This window comes from Gluconobacter wancherniae NBRC 103581 (assembly GCF_007988885.1).
GTDB classification, from domain to species: domain Bacteria; phylum Pseudomonadota; class Alphaproteobacteria; order Acetobacterales; family Acetobacteraceae; genus Gluconobacter; species Gluconobacter wancherniae.
Genome location: NZ_BJUZ01000001.1, coordinates 319,951 through 334,574 on the forward strand (window position 1 = coordinate 319,951; position 14,624 = coordinate 334,574).

General features: G+C 57.4%; 12 protein-coding genes. 8 read left to right on the plus strand and 4 right to left on the minus strand.

What is annotated here, in order from left to right:
* Window positions 1-56 precede the first annotated feature (56 nt).
* From GWA01_RS01450 to GWA01_RS01485, 8 genes are all read left to right on the plus strand, one after another.
* Window positions 57-458, plus strand: coding sequence for a hypothetical protein (locus GWA01_RS01450; RefSeq protein WP_146793312.1), 402 nt, complete (start codon window positions 57-59; stop codon window positions 456-458).
* A 65-nt stretch (window positions 459-523) separates the two neighbouring features.
* Window positions 524-1,009 carry a thioredoxin-dependent thiol peroxidase gene (bcp, locus tag GWA01_RS01455; RefSeq protein WP_146793315.1) on the plus strand — a complete coding sequence of 162 codons (486 nt, stop codon included), beginning with the start codon at window positions 524-526 and terminating at the stop codon, window positions 1,007-1,009.
* Window positions 1,010-1,066: 57 nt separating this feature from the next.
* Window positions 1,067-4,288, plus strand: coding sequence for an AsmA-like C-terminal region-containing protein (locus GWA01_RS01460; protein ID WP_146793317.1), 3,222 nt, complete (start codon window positions 1,067-1,069; stop codon window positions 4,286-4,288).
* Between the two features lie 82 nt (window positions 4,289-4,370).
* Window positions 4,371-4,454 carry a hypothetical protein gene (locus GWA01_RS13340; RefSeq protein ID WP_369693723.1) on the plus strand — a complete coding sequence of 28 codons (84 nt, stop codon included), beginning with the start codon at window positions 4,371-4,373 and terminating at the stop codon, window positions 4,452-4,454.
* Between the two features lie 93 nt (window positions 4,455-4,547).
* Window positions 4,548-5,939, plus strand: a complete 1,392-nt coding sequence (locus GWA01_RS01470; protein ID WP_146793319.1) for a replication-associated recombination protein A — start codon at window positions 4,548-4,550, stop codon at window positions 5,937-5,939.
* A complete protein-coding gene (locus GWA01_RS01475) occupies window positions 5,936-6,925 on the plus strand; it encodes an RluA family pseudouridine synthase (protein WP_146793321.1) in 990 nt (329 codons plus the stop codon). The genes GWA01_RS01470 and GWA01_RS01475 overlap by 4 nt, the downstream gene beginning before the upstream one ends.
* Entirely contained in the window at window positions 6,922-9,486 is a 2,565-nt protein-coding gene (locus tag GWA01_RS01480; protein WP_146793323.1) for an AsmA family protein, read from the plus strand. The genes GWA01_RS01475 and GWA01_RS01480 overlap by 4 nt, the downstream gene beginning before the upstream one ends.
* The gene (locus tag GWA01_RS01485) at window positions 9,483-10,175 is read left to right on the plus strand and encodes an ATP12 family protein (RefSeq protein WP_146793325.1); all 693 of its coding nucleotides are present in this window, start codon (window positions 9,483-9,485) and stop codon (window positions 10,173-10,175) included. Before GWA01_RS01480 ends, GWA01_RS01485 begins: the two co-directional genes overlap by 4 nt.
* A gap of 280 nt (window positions 10,176-10,455) precedes the next feature.
* Here the strand turns inward: GWA01_RS01485 and GWA01_RS01490 are convergent, their stop codons facing one another.
* The 4 genes from GWA01_RS01490 to metZ all read right to left on the minus strand — a co-directional run bounded on the left by GWA01_RS01490 (window position 10,456) and on the right by metZ (window position 14,598).
* Entirely contained in the window at window positions 10,456-11,550 is a 1,095-nt protein-coding gene (locus GWA01_RS01490) for a bifunctional transcriptional activator/DNA repair enzyme AdaA (RefSeq protein ID WP_146793327.1), read from the minus strand.
* Window positions 11,551-11,669: 119 nt separating this feature from the next.
* On the minus strand, window positions 11,670-12,833 hold the full coding sequence (locus GWA01_RS01495; protein WP_146795400.1) for a bifunctional 2-C-methyl-D-erythritol 4-phosphate cytidylyltransferase/2-C-methyl-D-erythritol 2,4-cyclodiphosphate synthase: 1,164 nt from the start codon (window positions 12,831-12,833) through the stop codon (window positions 11,670-11,672).
* Between the two features lie 69 nt (window positions 12,834-12,902).
* On the minus strand, window positions 12,903-13,376 hold the full coding sequence (apaG, locus tag GWA01_RS01500; protein ID WP_146793329.1) for a Co2+/Mg2+ efflux protein ApaG: 474 nt from the start codon (window positions 13,374-13,376) through the stop codon (window positions 12,903-12,905).
* A gap of 31 nt (window positions 13,377-13,407) precedes the next feature.
* Window positions 13,408-14,598, minus strand: a complete 1,191-nt coding sequence (gene metZ / locus GWA01_RS01505; protein WP_186819419.1) for an O-succinylhomoserine sulfhydrylase — start codon at window positions 14,596-14,598, stop codon at window positions 13,408-13,410.
* Between the last annotated feature and the right edge of the window lie 26 nt (window positions 14,599-14,624).

A 14,624-nucleotide genomic window follows, 5' to 3' on the forward strand; every position in this document is an offset into this window, starting at 1 on the left:
GTAGCCAGCGCAGATGTTCGCATCCGATGCTGGTTTTGGATCAAGGAGATTACGCCATGCGTCGCATCACCCGTGCAGCTTTCCTCGCTGTGCCCCTGCTGATCGGCACGGCCGTCGTACCGAATGCATTTGTTCCACAGGCTCAGGCTGGCCATTGGCACGGTGGCTATGGCCCTGGCCCGCACTGGGGTGGCCCAGGACCCGGATATGGTGGCGGTCCCGGCTGGCGCGGTGGGCATCATGGCCATGGTGGCGCAGTTGTAGGCGGTCTGCTTGGTGGTCTGGCTCTCGGAATGGTCGGCGGTGCAATGCTGGCCCAGTCCGCTCCCCCTCCGGTAACCTATGTCCAGCCGCCGGTTGTGTACGCACCGCCTCCGCCGCCTGTTCGCTACATTCAGCCACCACCGGTTGCCGTATATCCTTCATACCCCGCCTACCCGGGTTACCCTGGATATTGAACAAAGCGCGTTTCTCCGTCTTCCATGACTTGATCGTGGGAGACGGGTCAGGCAATCATGCTGGAATGACAACTTCCAGCATTCAGACAGGCGACCGCGCCCCAGCTTTTTCCCTGCCTGCCTCTGCTGGTCGGACGGTAGACACTGCTTCCCTTAGTGGGAAACCCTACCTCCTCTATTTCTATCCGAAGGCTGATACTCCCGGCTGCACAACACAGGCATGTGGCATTCAGGAGGCTCTCCCTGCATTAGGAAAACTGGATCTGACCGTTATAGGTGTCAGCCCAGACGCCGTGGCGAAAATCGATCGGTTTGCAGGGAAGTTCGGCCTGACATTTCCGCTTGCTTCGGATGAGGATCACCAGCTTGCCGAGGCCTATGGGACATGGGTGGAGAAATCCATGTATGGCAAGACGTACATGGGGATGGAGCGCAGTTCGTTTCTCGTGGACGGAGACGGGATCGTGCGCAATATCTGGCGCAAGGTAAAGCCTGCGGACCATGCTGCACTTGTTGCCGAAGCTGCGCGGAACCTGACAGCGGAGGACTGAAGTCCTTCTCATTTCACGGATAGCAACGAGGCCGAACACGTGCCGACGGGACCGTAGATGGCCTTCTCAAACCCGAGCCGCCCCCAACTTAATCTGCCACGACATCTGCATGTTGCGCGCTGGGTGGCGATTGTCATCTTTTTCCCTGTCGCGATCTTTACGGCGATGGCCTCTGTGCTGCTATGGCAGCTTTCGCGCGGGCCTGTGGACGTTACGTTCGCATCCAAACTGTTCGAGCCGGTTGCAATTGCTTCGGGGCCACGGCCGGGCCATCCAGCAGGTCGTCTGAGGTGGTCGGACTTGAAAATTGCCTGGCAGCCATCCTCCAGAGGTGTTCCTTCAGGGCTTGTACTCGCTGCGCAGGATCTGAAAATTCTGCGTCTGGATGGGACGGTTGCGGATCGTGCGGCCGAAGCGGATACAGTCCTTTCGCTTTCAGCCCTGACCAAGGGAATTCTGTCTCCGCGAACCCTGCGGCTCAAAGGCGCGTATTTTGCTCTTCGCCGGGCACATGACGGCGATGTGGACCTCGATCTTCCGGATCAGCAGCACAAAGGCCGTGGGACACCGATCCAGCTTATCCGCCTGACGGCGCTGGACGTGCAGGATGTGACCGTTACCATGACGGGATTGCCGAAGGGGCAGACACTCAGGCTGGGGCCGATAGAAGCGCATACCAGACTCTTCCCGATCGCGCGCCACTCCCACGATTTCGTCTGGACGGGGTGGGGAAAGACGACGTTGCAGATCGGCAGCGTAAAGACGCTTTTTTCAGCCCAGGGTTCACAATCCGGCGCGGCATCCCGCTGGACCGTCAGTAGCACCCCCATCACGCCATCAGACCTTTCCGCTTTCGATCCAGCCCTTGCCCGGTGGGGTGTACCGGTTTCGATGCAGGCGGATCTGACACTCCCGGCCCATGGTGCCATGCCGCAACTGCGCGATATCCTGCTGCATTTGCGGGTTGGTGCGGGGCATATCGTGCAGAAAACACTGCCGCCGCTCGATATTCGTGAAGCGCATGCGGCCCTGCATCTCAATACGGATGCGCCGGGCCTTCTGGGGGCTACACGGTTAGAACTGACCGAGCTTACGCTAACGGTGGCAGATAGCGAAGGTGCTATTACGCATCTTGGTGCATCGGGCAATGCACGTCTGGACGATTTACGCCATCCGCAAAGCATGGATGGCGATGCCGAAATCCATCTGGACGGCTTCAGCTTCGCAACGCTCGGCTCGCTCTGGCCTGAAAACGTGATGCGTGGTGCGCGACGCTGGATCGTGGGCAACATCACGGACGGGCATGGTGAAGGTCTGCACCTTCAGTCACACCTGCATGCCGCCGGAGGTCTCCAGCACATCAAGCCTACGACCGTACAGGGCAGTCTTGATGGCCATGGGCTTACAGCGCACTGGCTCCGGCCGATTGAACCCGCGACCGGGCTTGAAGCACATCTTGGTTTTGATGGCCCGGATGCGCTCGTGGTCAGTTTCGGGAAAGGTCAGCAACCTGATGGGAACGGCGGTCTGATCGCTGTCTCAGACGGAAATGTGCGCATCACGGGGCTGCTTGAAAAAGACCAGAGCGGCGATATCGACACCACGCTGCACGGGCCGTTATCGTCTTTCTTAACAATCCTTGCACATCCGCGCCTCCATTTGCTTTCGCGTCACCCGCTACCATTTACAAATCCGTCTGGTGATGTGGTTGCAAAGACGCGCCTGACGCTTCCCCTGACCACACATCTCAAAAACAGTGACATGCATTTTCAGGCGAGCGCTGATTATGCTCATGTTCATCTTGGATCGGTGTTGTTCGGGCGTGTTATTGATGGTGCGTCAGGCAGGATGTCTGCGACGGAAGACGGCCTTGATCTTACGGGAGACGGCACACTTGGTGGTATCCAGACGCATGTCGCTCTGAAAGAGAATTTTCGTTTTGGAGCAAGCAGTCGGGTTGTTCAGGACATCACGGCTTCTGCCTTGATCGATCCTGATTCTGCGCAAATTGCGGGAATTGGTCCGAAAGGGTTGTTTACTGGGCAGGCGTCTATGATGGCGCATTATGTTCAGCGCGCGAATGACACGGCCGACCTTCTCCTGTCCCTGGATCTGGAGCATGCGGGTATAACGATTCCGATCTGGGCTAAGCCAGAGGGAGAGCCGGCTCAGGCCTCAGGGCATCTGGCCTTTGCCGGTCATGACGTGACAGCACTTGATGAATTGCAGGCCCATGGGCGTACGTTGTCCATTGCTGGGCGCGGGACGACTGTTGCTGGAAAGGTGAGGGGAATAATCCTTGAAGGTTTCCGCATCGGCCGCACACAGGGCGATGCCAGAATAGATCTTCCCGAAACTGCCTCAGCGCCTGTGGGCGTGCATCTGGATGCGGACCCATTGGATCTGGCGCCGCTTTTCGCATCACCTGCTCCTACGCCAGAAAAGCCAAGGCATGCCCATAAGGACGAAACACCGTCAGGGGCCTGGTCTATCGACCTGCACGCCCCTCATGTCTTTTATGGACCTAAGGCAGCCGTTGGGGGTGTGGTTTCCCATTTTGAGCTGAGAAATGGGCAGCTTGTATCCGGGCAATTCGCGCTTGAAGCCCCTACACATTTGACCGCGACATTAAAGAATTCCGGACGAGAACATCCATTTCAGGCGGATATCAAGGATCTTGGCGCATTGCTTGCCGGGCTTGGTCTGTACGACCGCATTAGTGGTGGGGAAGCCCATCTGGACGGTGTTTTTACGCCGGACCTGAAACCATTGGTCAGGCTGACTGATCGCGACATGAGCGTTTCGGGTTTTGGAGCAGGGCTGCCCCCGTTCAGGGGTAAGCTGGAGATGAGCCGTTTTGAGTTCCTCCACCCACCAGGTGCATTGACGGCGGTTTCGTTCCTGTCTCCGCTACACTGGGCAACGACCCATTCTGATCATTTTGAAGTTGATCGCTTATCCATGCCGATGCAGGTCGCGGGTAGGGTTTTGATGCTTCATGATGGCGTTATCGGTAACGGGGCACTGGGTGCAACGGTAAAAGGACCGATTGATCTCGATACTTCCGGGGTCAATCTGGAGGGCACAATCGTGCCGCTTTTCGGGCTTAATGCGCTACCAAGTCACCTGCCTGGCATCGGCCATGTTCTCACCCCGGAAAAGGGTGGTGGTATCCTTGCCGCTGCTTTCACGGTGCGTGGAACTGTGGGCGCACCGGAAGTATCCGTTAACCCGTTGACCATGCTTTTACCTGGAATATTGCGTAATATTACTCATTAGAAAATGATTATGTTTGTGCCGATAACATTAGCAGGGTTCACGACCAGACATATCGACATTGCCTTCACATGGCAGGCAGGTTGTGAAAGCAGCCCTTTTGCATGATGTCGGGAAGGTACTGTTTCCTGCGGAAATTCTGGACAATCCTTCCGCCTGCACGGCTTGAAATTTCCGTTCTGCAGAGTGTGTCGACCAGCAAGGTTCCGCAGTTCTGCTGAGAGGTCTATGATCCCCCTCAGGGTATCAGGAGACTTCAAGAATGGCGGACATGACCGATCTGTTTGGAGGCACGCCAGACAAAGGGCAGCGCGAGCGCCACGGTCAGGAGCGTCGTTCTGATAGAAATGTCGAAGCGCCGCGCATGGCACCACGCTCTGCGCCTCGAACGCAGCCACTCGCCGACCGCCTTCGCCCTCGCTCCCTCGAGGATGTGCGAGGGCAGGAGCATCTCCTTGGCGCTGAGGGCACGATTACACGCATGCTGGCCCGAGGCACGCTGCCTAGCCTGATATTATGGGGTGGTCCGGGGTGCGGTAAGACGACGATTGCCAGATTGCTGGCCGGTCGGGCGGATCTTTACTTCTCGCAAATTTCGGCAGTGTTTTCTGGTGTTGCGGATCTGCGAAAGGCTTTTGATGAAGCCGACATGCGGCAGTCAGCAACCGGCAAGGGAACGTTACTGTTCGTCGACGAGATCCATCGTTTCAACCGTGCGCAGCAGGATGGGTTTTTGCCCTATGTCGAGCGCGGAACGGTCGTTCTGATTGGTGCCACGACGGAGAATCCTTCCTTCGCGTTGAATGGAGCGCTGCTGTCCCGTTGCCAGGTTCTGGTGCTGAACCGCCTTGATGATGCCAGTCTGGACGCGTTGCTTGTTCGCGCAGAAAAGGCGACGGGGCGGGGGCTCCCGCTGGATCGGGAAGCGCGTGCGAGTCTGCGTGCCATGTCAGACGGGGATGGTCGCTATCTTCTGAATATGGTCGAGCAGATTGTGGCGCTCGATACCGATCGGCTGCTGACGCCTCGTGATCTTGCGGCAAGACTGTCGCGCCGGGCCATTCTCTATGATCGTGATCGGGACGAGCACTACAATCTGATTTCCGCGCTGCATAAATCTCTTCGTGGAAGTGATCCTGATGCGGCGCTTTACTGGTTTGCACGTATGCTCGAAGGCGGAGAAGACCCGCGTTACATCGCGCGCCGACTGACGCGTTTTGCGGCAGAAGATGTGGGGCAGGCGGACCCTTCGGCCCTGCCGCTGGCGGTTGCGGCATGGCAGACTTACGAGCGCCTCGGCTCGCCTGAAGGGGAACTGGCGCTTGCTCAACTCGTGACGCATCTGGCCACGGCGCCGAAGTCGAACGCTGTGTATGTGGCGTATAAAGCTGCGCGTCAGCTTGCGCGTCAGACCGGTAGCCTCATACCGCCTGCCCACATCCGAAATGCTCCGACCGAGCTCATGCGTAATCTCGGATACGGCAAGGGTTATGAGTACGATCATGACACTGAAGACGCATTTTCAGGACAGAATTATTTCCCAGATGGCATGGAACGGGCGACACTTTATCGTCCTACTGAGCGAGGTCATGAAGGAAAAATCAGAAAACTTCTGGACATCCGGGCTGCCAAACGGGCATCCCGCGAGCCATGACAGTCGTTAACCGTATCGTGACCGAAGACGAGGCCGATCTGCGCCTCGATCGCTGGTTCAGACGCCATTACCCGAACCTGACGCAGGGTGCGCTCCAGAAGCTGTGCCGAACGGGGCAGGTCCGCGTGGATGGGGGGCGTGTTCAGACGAACATGCGCCTTGCACCCGGGCAGAGCGTGCGCATCCCGCCGCTTCCCGATATCAGCCAGCCAGCCCCACCGCCGCCGCCCGATCCGCGGCTTGCGCGCGAGATCGAGAAGATGGTCATTTATCGTGATGACCATCTGATCGTGCTCGACAAGCCGTCAGGCCTCGCGACTCAGGGCGGCCCAGGCATCACCAAGCATGTCGATATGATGCTCGAAGGCCTGCGCGAAGAAGGTGGCGACAGACCTCGGTTGGTGCATCGTATTGACCGCGATACGTCAGGCATTCTGCTGATTGCCCGCACGCCAGGTGTTGCAGCCAAACTCGCTGCGGCTTTCCGTGGTCGTGATATTCGCAAGACATACTGGGCCGTGGTCGTTGGTCGCCCGACACCTGATTCCGGTATTATCGACCAACCGCTTGCCAAGATCGGGGCAGGTGGGGCTGCCCTTGTGATCGCTGCTTCGCGTGATGAAGAAGATGCTGCTTCGGCCAAAAGTGAATACGAAACGCTCGATTCTGCCGGCAAGAAGCTCTCGTGGCTCGCTCTCTCTCCCCTGACGGGCCGCACACATCAGCTTCGTGTGCACTGCGAGACAATTGGCACGCCGATTCTGGGAGATCCGCGTTATGGCGGCAAGGCTGCACATCCGGAAGGATTTACGGATCGGCTGCACCTTCACGCCCGTGAACTCGATATTCCACATCCTGCGGGTGGTCGTCTGACTGTCACGGCGGCATTGCCGCAACATATGCGTGAGACTTTTAAGGCGCTGGGCTTCACTGCGGGTGACACGCCTGCTCCCAAGCGCGTGAAAGGCAAAGGCGCAACGCGATGAAAAAGATTGCCGGAGCACTGATCGTACTGCTGGTGGTGATGGTGGGCGCCAGTGTCGCAGCGCATATGCTGATCGATCAGGCCGCCCTGCGACGCAATGTGGTTGCCGCTTTGCATCACCAAACGGGGCTCACGCTCCAGATGGAACGTTCAACGATCCAGCTTTTGCCCTGGCCTTCATTCGAGGCCGGGAATGTCGTCATGGTCAATGACGGTCAGAAGCCTTTGCTGACAGCTCGTTCAGTGCATGCCGGTATTTCGATGTTCGCGCTTCTTCACCGTGAAGTGAGGCTGCAGGATTTTGTTGTCGATGGCGCCCGTCTGTCTTTGCTTCGCAATGCAGATGGTCAGTACAATTGGTCGCTGACACCTGCACCTTCCGCTCAGTCTGTGAACCTGCCAGTTCCGACGCGTGCGGGAGAGCGTGTGGATGCGCACTGGGATATTTCTGTTGACGCCCTCCATCTGACAAATAGCAGCGTGGAATGGAAAGACAGTGTTTCCGGGCTGAGTGGTGGATTTGATGTCAGGCTGCTCGATCTGGCAGGTCTGCGCAGCCCCAGCCCGTGGATCAGTCTTCAGGGAGCTCACGGAGGGACGCCTTTTACGATGCAGGGGCATGTGGGAACACTTGCGCTTCTCCGCGACGGCTCTCTCCCCTGGACGTTTAGTCTTGGAACGACGCTCGGTACCGAGCCCCGGCGTGACTGGCTGAATGTCGATGGACAGATACGCGATGCACGGCATCTTCATGGCATCAGCCTGACCTTGCAGGGAGAGTGGCCGTCCCTGAGAGATGCACATCGACTGTTTCCAAATGCAGGCTTGCCGGACGTACAGGGTATTGGTGGTCTTCTGACCATAGAAGATGATGTTGGCCCCGTTAACGTGTCATTCCGGAGCGTTCCTGAGGTTTTTCGGGCGTTGGTGCATGGGATACGTCCGACGCGCGTGCATCTGCACGTGGGGCAGGCTGCTCTGCGCGAGGATGTGTACCTCTCGAACGTTCATCTGGATGCGGATGGACCTGCAGCAGAATTTGCCGTTGGAAGCGATGTCAGCTGGAAGAACGCAGCGTGGCGCGTTCAGGGGAGCGCAGGCACCTTGGAGCAGAGTACGGCGGCATGGCAGAGTCATCTGCAAAGCGCGCTGCCTGTGGCATTTGAAATTCGCAGTCAGAATTTGACACTCTCGTCCGCGCTGAATTTCTCCAATTCCACCCCCCCGACTAACGCGCAGGACGGGGCTGTTTTTCACCTTGCCGGGACGGTGGGGGCGCAAAGCAGCCATCTGACGCTTGAAGGTGGTGCGCATATCCTGCATCTGCCGGGCGCATTGTTGAACGATGTGTCTCTGAAATCCGTGGCAGACACGACGGGCCTGAAGGACGTGCATCTGAGTGGTCTGTCCCTGCGCAGCAAGGAAGCTTCGGTTGATGGTGAGCTTGCGGCTGTGCAGTCGGGAGACAGTCCGCCTCTGATCACAGGCCAAATCCACGCTGCTGTCCTTGATCTGGATGCATTGCAGGGGCTTTGGCAGAAGCAGCCAACATCTGCCACTACGTCAAAGCCAGTCATGCTCCCCGGCATGGCGGGACAGGCAGAGAAAATTGTTGCTCCATCTGGCACGCCTTCTCCTGAAGCCCGGAACCCTCATCATGACAGTGGCTTGTTGTCGGGTGGTGCGCCGGGGGAGAGTTCCCTGCTTGTCCGCCGTCTTCAGGCGCAGGATATGGATCTGCACCTTTCAATCGATCAGGCGCATTTTTATAGGCATGATTACACAGACCTCAAAACCCATCTGACGCTGTCAGGCGGCCATTTGCGCCTTGTTCCTATCAGTGGACAGGGGCAGGGCACGAACATGTCGGGCGAGTTGGATCTGGACGCAGGCGCACAGCCCGTGAAGGCTGTCATGCTCTTTCAGCCGCTGATCCTACCATCGGGACTGATGGAGCGGCTCCTTGGGCTGCCCGCGCTCCTTAGCGGCCCGGTACAGGCTGTTGGGGCACTGACGGGAGAAGGCGATAGTATCGAGGCCCTCCAGAAAACGCTGAAAGGCCATCTGGGTCTATCGGTGGTTGACGGCAACATGGATGGCAAGATCCTTGCTGGCCTGGCAGGACCTGGGGCCGCGTCTCTGTTGGGAGATGGGTCGCGTCCGCTGCGGTGTATGGGTATTCATATGACGCTTGGCGATGGCACAGCTCTGATCGACACATTCGGATTGCAGTCTGGCCGTTTCTCAACTGCCGGAACGGGGCAGCTTTCACTCGAAACAAAAGATGTGATTCTGCATCTTGTGCCTTCTGTTGATTTCGCAGGAGCTGGTGCATCTGCCTCCGTCCTGGTGACCGGCAGGCTTCCTGATCTTCATGCGCAGCAGGCACGGGATGGAACGGGAAGTTTCAATCTTACAATAGGAGGTGCGCCTCCCGCTGACCCGTGTGGAACTGCGCTTAATGCAGCGCGAGAAGGTTTGCCGGGGCCGGCCGTTCCGGCACTGACGCAGCATCATTCACATGCGAGCGACATTCTTCGCGCTCTGGGAGTTCTGCATTGAGTGCGCGCAAACGGTTCTGGAGTCTCGTCTCGGTAAAGCAGGACGAAGTAGGCTTCACGCCTCAGTTGGATGGTCGCCCCATTCGCTTGCCACAGGGGCATGTTTTGTCTGTGCAGTCTCATGCACTGGCTGATGCAATTGCGGACGAATGGAAGAGCATTGCCGAGGGGGCAGCTTTTACGCCCGAAGACCTGCCATTGACACGTATGGCCGGAACAATGATCGAGCGTGTTCGTCCTGATCTTATGGCAGCACGGGAAGCACTGTTCAGATTCGCTGTTGATGATGGCCTTTGTTACCGCGCGTATGGCCGTGATCTTGAAGCGCATGAGCACGTCTTTTCATGGCTTAATCATCACGCAGTCCATCCAAATGTAACAGATGGCCTTATGCCGGTTGAGCAGTCCGATGCTTATTATGCCGCCGTCAGGCATCTGCTGGCTGAGCAGGATGAAGCATCACTCACGGTTTTGGGTGTGCTGACGCAGGCCCTGGGAAGCCTCCTGCTATCTTTGGCTGTCGTTTCCGATGGCATAAATGAAGGCCAGGCGCGGTCTGTGGCCTGTGCTGATGAGGAGCATCAACTCTCGGTATGGGGGGGGGACGCAGAGCTTCAGCAGGCTATCGACAGACGTGCGGAAGATCTGCGCACAGCTATGAACTACCTGCGTCTTTATCGTCACGTTTGAAACATGCGTCCGAAAACGCACGATTTGTGGCGTTATCTTGCCACAATCGAAGCGGAGTAGAGGCGTGTCGGGTGACAGAACGAGATAATTGGCAACTCGCTTCAGGAAGAGGGGCGTGCAATCTCAGATCATCTGACGCTGTATTTCGAGGAGTTTAAGTCATGCATGCATCTGAATGCCGTTCGTTGCATAGAATAAGTCGACGTCTCGTTGAGACCTGCTCGATGGGGGCGTGGCTCATGCTTGCTGCTACGCCCATTATTGTTGTTTTCTGCGCCATTCACGGTTGATCTGTCGTTTTGATTGGCTTCGAACAGAAGCCATGTTTGCGTTCATGTGTAAGAAGCCACTGTTTACGCCATAAGCCGCCTGCATATCCGGTCAGGGACCCATCTGCCCCTACGACGCGATGGCAAGGTACGATAATGGCAAGTGAGTTTGCACCATTTGCCCGTGCAACTGCTCGACTTGCCGTTGGTTGGCCCATCTGACGTGCAATTTCGCCATAAGAAATGGTTTTACCTGCCTCAATTGTCCGCAGGAAGTCCCATACGGTCCGTGTAAATGCGCTCCCAATCTGCGCGATGGAGGTATGAAAAGCAGCAGAACGGCCGGAAAAATAGTCGGTCAGTTCGTTGCCGATAGACTCGATTACTGGTGTTTCCTTGAAATCGATTGCTGATTTTGTAAGCGTTCGCAGGCGATTGAGCTCGTTGGGTAGTCCCTTCCGATCGCAGAACTCTAGCAAATGAAGCCTTGAGGAATCTCCAACTGCGAGCATGGTTCCGATCGGGGTATCGATCCAGCCTGCGTTAAGGAGGGTGCGGTGTTTGAGGCTCGCAGGCGTTTCACGGATGAGGCGCAGCAATGCGTCCCGGAAGCCACTGGCGGATTCATAACTGGCTTCCTGCTGAGCTGCCAGAACACTGCTTCCTTCCGAGAGCTGGGCCATTGCCAGTCCTGTGCGTTTCAGGCGTGCCAGTTCCAGAAATGTCATCCCGACATATCTCCGAAAGGCGCGACGGACAGTCGAGGGGTCCAGCCTATGGCGGGCAATGTCCTGCTCTGACCAGCGATGGTGGGGGTTCTGGTCCAGCAGATCCAGCAGTTTGGCAACCGCTGGCTCACGGCGCTTTATCGTATCGAGTGGGCGGCAACGCTGACAGGGGCGAAAGCCAGCTTCAAAACATGCGGCGATCGTTGCTTGAAAAGACGCATTTTCCCTTCTTGGCTTTCGGGCAGGGCAGGTGAGCCGACAGAAAATCCCTGTGGTTTTGACGCAGACAAACGCATGCCCGTCATATGCCGGGTCTCGCGTCAGCAGCGCCTGATAAAGCGTGTCGTCATCGGGCAGGATAGAAGCGGGATGTAGCATTCCCGTTATATAAATCCTTCAGCCTGCGTTCAGTGACGCAAATCGGGCATCTATTTTCCAATAAAAAACCCAGAGCCTTTTGAGCTCCGGGTTTTTCAGAGGCAGTTTGGAAACTACGATCAGGCTTCTTCGTCTTCTGGAACCATGATGCTCACGGTTGCCGTAGCGGCAATGCCTTCTTCCCGGCCCGTAAAGCCAAGGCGTTCTGACGTTGTGGCTTTCACCGAAATGCGACTCACCTTGACCTGAAGGAGATCGGCAAGACGCTGGCGCATGGTTTCTGCATGCGGGCCGATCTTGGGGCGTTCGCAGATCAGGGTGATGTCTGCGTTGACCAGCATGGCGCCGCGTGCACGGATTCTCTCACCGGCATGAACAAGGAAACGGGCGGAATCCATGTCCTTCCACTCGTTGTCGGTCGGTGGGAAATGACGTCCGATGTCGCCTTCTGCCAACGCGCCGTAAATTGCATCGCAAAGCGTATGAATTCCCACATCTGCATCTGAATGGCCGGCCAGGCCCTTCGTGTGGGGGATTTCGATGCCGCAGAGGATGAGCTTGCGGCCTTCCTCAAATGCATGGACGTCGTAGCCCAGACCAACCCGCGGCAGCAGGTTTCGGTCGATTACACCTTCAAGACGCATCAGGTCCTCCGCAACAGTCAGTTTGATATTGTCTTCCGAACCCGCCACGATTGCGACCGGATGGCCAGCCTGTTCAAGCAGGGCTGCATCGTCGGTGCGGGCATCGCGATGGGTGCGGTGAAGTTCAAGCAGGGTTTGAAAACGGAAGCCCTGTGGGGTTTGTGCACGCCACAATCCGTCTCTCGGAACAGTGCCGGTAATGACACCATCTCTGGCGCTTTTGATCGTGTCGATGACTGCGACCGCAGGGATCACGCCCTCATGCTGCTTGAGAGCATCGATAACGTTCTGCACGACCTGCGCAGGTACGCAGGGACGGGCACCATCATGAACCAGAACCAGATCTGGTGGCTCAGGGAGCAGAGCCAGGGCTTCCAGCCCAGCCCGGACACTGTCATGGCGTTCTGCGCCACCAGCGACTGCCGGAAGAATGTCCAGACCTGCAAGGCTCTCAGCGAGCAAGGGATCATCGCCCACAGGAAGCAGAACATCGACATGCGGCATCAGGGCGAGTGCTGCCCGGCGGATGACAGGTTTCCCCCTAAGCATCCGGAACTGCTTGCTGGAGCCGGACGCAGAGGGTGAAGCATCGAAACGCCGGCCACGACCGGCAGCGAGAAGAAGGGCAGCGATACGCATGGGGGCAGGAATGGGCTGCCGAGCCTTTTCCGTCAAGATGCCCGCATCAACACGTATCGTGCGATATGCTTAGTGAATGAGGTCGATGTGGTGCGGGCTATCGAGGCTGAAGGCCGGGATTTGGGCATCAAAGCGGCTGGCGGAGGCGGGCAGGAAGATGTGATAAACCCCGCTCATGAAGCCTGTTGGCGTTTCCAGCATTGCACCCGAAGTGTATTCGAATACCTCTTTCGGTCCGATAACGGGCTGCTCGCCGACCACGCCGTCACCATGGACGTGCTCGACACGACCGCGCCCATCCACGATTTCCCAACTGCGGGAGAGCACCTGAACCGTGTGCTTGCTGCCGTTTTCGATGGTGATGTGATACGCCCACGCAAACCGGTGTTCTTCTGGCTGGGACTGGTCGTCCAGCCAGAATGTCCGTACCGTGACTTTCACGCCTTTTGTGGTCGCGCTGAAGCGTGGAGCACTCTCCATAGCTTCAGCAAGGGCGTGTTCAGGGTCACTCATGAGTTCAGGCTGGGATGGATTTTCGGACATTCAGCCTTCTTAATGCTATCATGCACGTTTGTCAGGCCTGACGTGCAGCTTCGACGCCACGGGTCAGGTCTGCAATCAGATCAGCAGCATCTTCAAGACCAACAGACAGGCGGATCACGCCTGCAGTAATGCCCAGTTTTGCACGCTCTTCCGCGCTGACACGCATGTGTGTTGTCGTCGCGGGGTGTGTCGCGAGGGTCCGGGCATCTCCGAGGTTATTGGAAATAGCGACCAGATCAAATGCATTGAGACATGCAAAAGCGCCAGCCTGTCCATTCTCGACTTCAAAAGCCACAAGAGAGCCACCATCATTCATCTGCTGGCGCGCAATTTCGGCCTGCGGGTGGTCTGCGCGGCCCGGATAGCGGACCTGAACCACCCCAGGGAGAGCTGCGAGAGCATCTGCAACGGTGGCCGCGTTGGCAGCCATGGCTTTTGTGCGGAGTTGAAGGGTTTCAAGCCCCTTCAACAGAATCCATGCATTGAAGGGCGAAAGCGCATTGCCCGTGTTGCGAGTGAAGGGCTGAAGCGTTTCCTTGATCCATGTCTCAGAACCCAGAACGGCGCCACCAAGAACGCGACCCTGACCATCGATATGTTTTGTGCATGAATATAGTACTACATCGGCGCCGAGCTTCAGCGGATGCTGACCAAGCGGGGATGCAAACACGTTGTCGACCATCAGCAATGCACCTGCCTTGTGGGCAAGATCGGCGATGCGCCGGATATCCAGCACGTCCAGCATCGGGTTGGAGGGGCTTTCAATCAGAACCGCGGCTGTCGGGCGGGAGAGGGCTTTTTCCCAAGCGGCATAATCGTCACCATCGACGAGTTCGGTTTCAATGCCATAGCGGGGAAGCAGAGATGTGACGATCCAGTAGCAGGAACCAAAGATCGCACGGGATGCAACCACGCGCTCGCCAGTCTTGACGTGAGCCAAAAGGGCTGACGACACTGCGCCCATGCCAGTGGATGTGGCGATACACGCATCAGCGCCTTCGAGGAGTGCCAGACGTTCCTGCAGGGTGTCGACCGTGGGGTTTCCAAAACGGGAATACTGGAAATGCTCGACATCGCCGGTGAAGGTTGCAGCAGCCTGTTCGGCGCTATCATATACAAAACCGGATGTCAGAAAGATTGCTTCAGATGTCTCGCCGAACTCGGTACGGTTCGGGGCATCGTGAAGAAGGCGTGTTGCGGTACGCCAGTTTTTTGAAGACATGTTCAGTCCCTCCATCGGGCCATTCG

Excerpts from the sequence above, each read along its gene's own strand:
- GWA01_RS01480 (WP_146793323.1), top strand. The coding sequence starts at position 6,922 with ATGAAAAAGATTGCCGGAGCACTGATCGTACTGCTGGTGGTGATGGTG.
- GWA01_RS01495 (WP_146795400.1), bottom strand. The coding sequence starts at position 12,833 with ATGCGTATCGCTGCCCTTCTTCTCGCTGCCGGTCGTGGCCGGCGTTTC.
- GWA01_RS01490 (WP_146793327.1), bottom strand. The coding sequence starts at position 11,550 with ATGCTACATCCCGCTTCTATCCTGCCCGATGACGACACGCTTTATCAG.
- GWA01_RS01470 (WP_146793319.1), top strand. The coding sequence starts at position 4,548 with ATGGCGGACATGACCGATCTGTTTGGAGGCACGCCAGACAAAGGGCAG.
- apaG (WP_146793329.1), bottom strand. The coding sequence starts at position 13,376 with ATGTCCGAAAATCCATCCCAGCCTGAACTCATGAGTGACCCTGAACAC.
- metZ (WP_186819419.1), bottom strand. The coding sequence starts at position 14,598 with ATGTCTTCAAAAAACTGGCGTACCGCAACACGCCTTCTTCACGATGCC.
- GWA01_RS01450 (WP_146793312.1), top strand. The coding sequence starts at position 57 with ATGCGTCGCATCACCCGTGCAGCTTTCCTCGCTGTGCCCCTGCTGATC.
- GWA01_RS01460 (WP_146793317.1), top strand. The coding sequence starts at position 1,067 with ATGGCCTTCTCAAACCCGAGCCGCCCCCAACTTAATCTGCCACGACAT.
- bcp (WP_146793315.1), top strand. The coding sequence starts at position 524 with ATGACAACTTCCAGCATTCAGACAGGCGACCGCGCCCCAGCTTTTTCC.
- GWA01_RS01475 (WP_146793321.1), top strand. The coding sequence starts at position 5,936 with ATGACAGTCGTTAACCGTATCGTGACCGAAGACGAGGCCGATCTGCGC.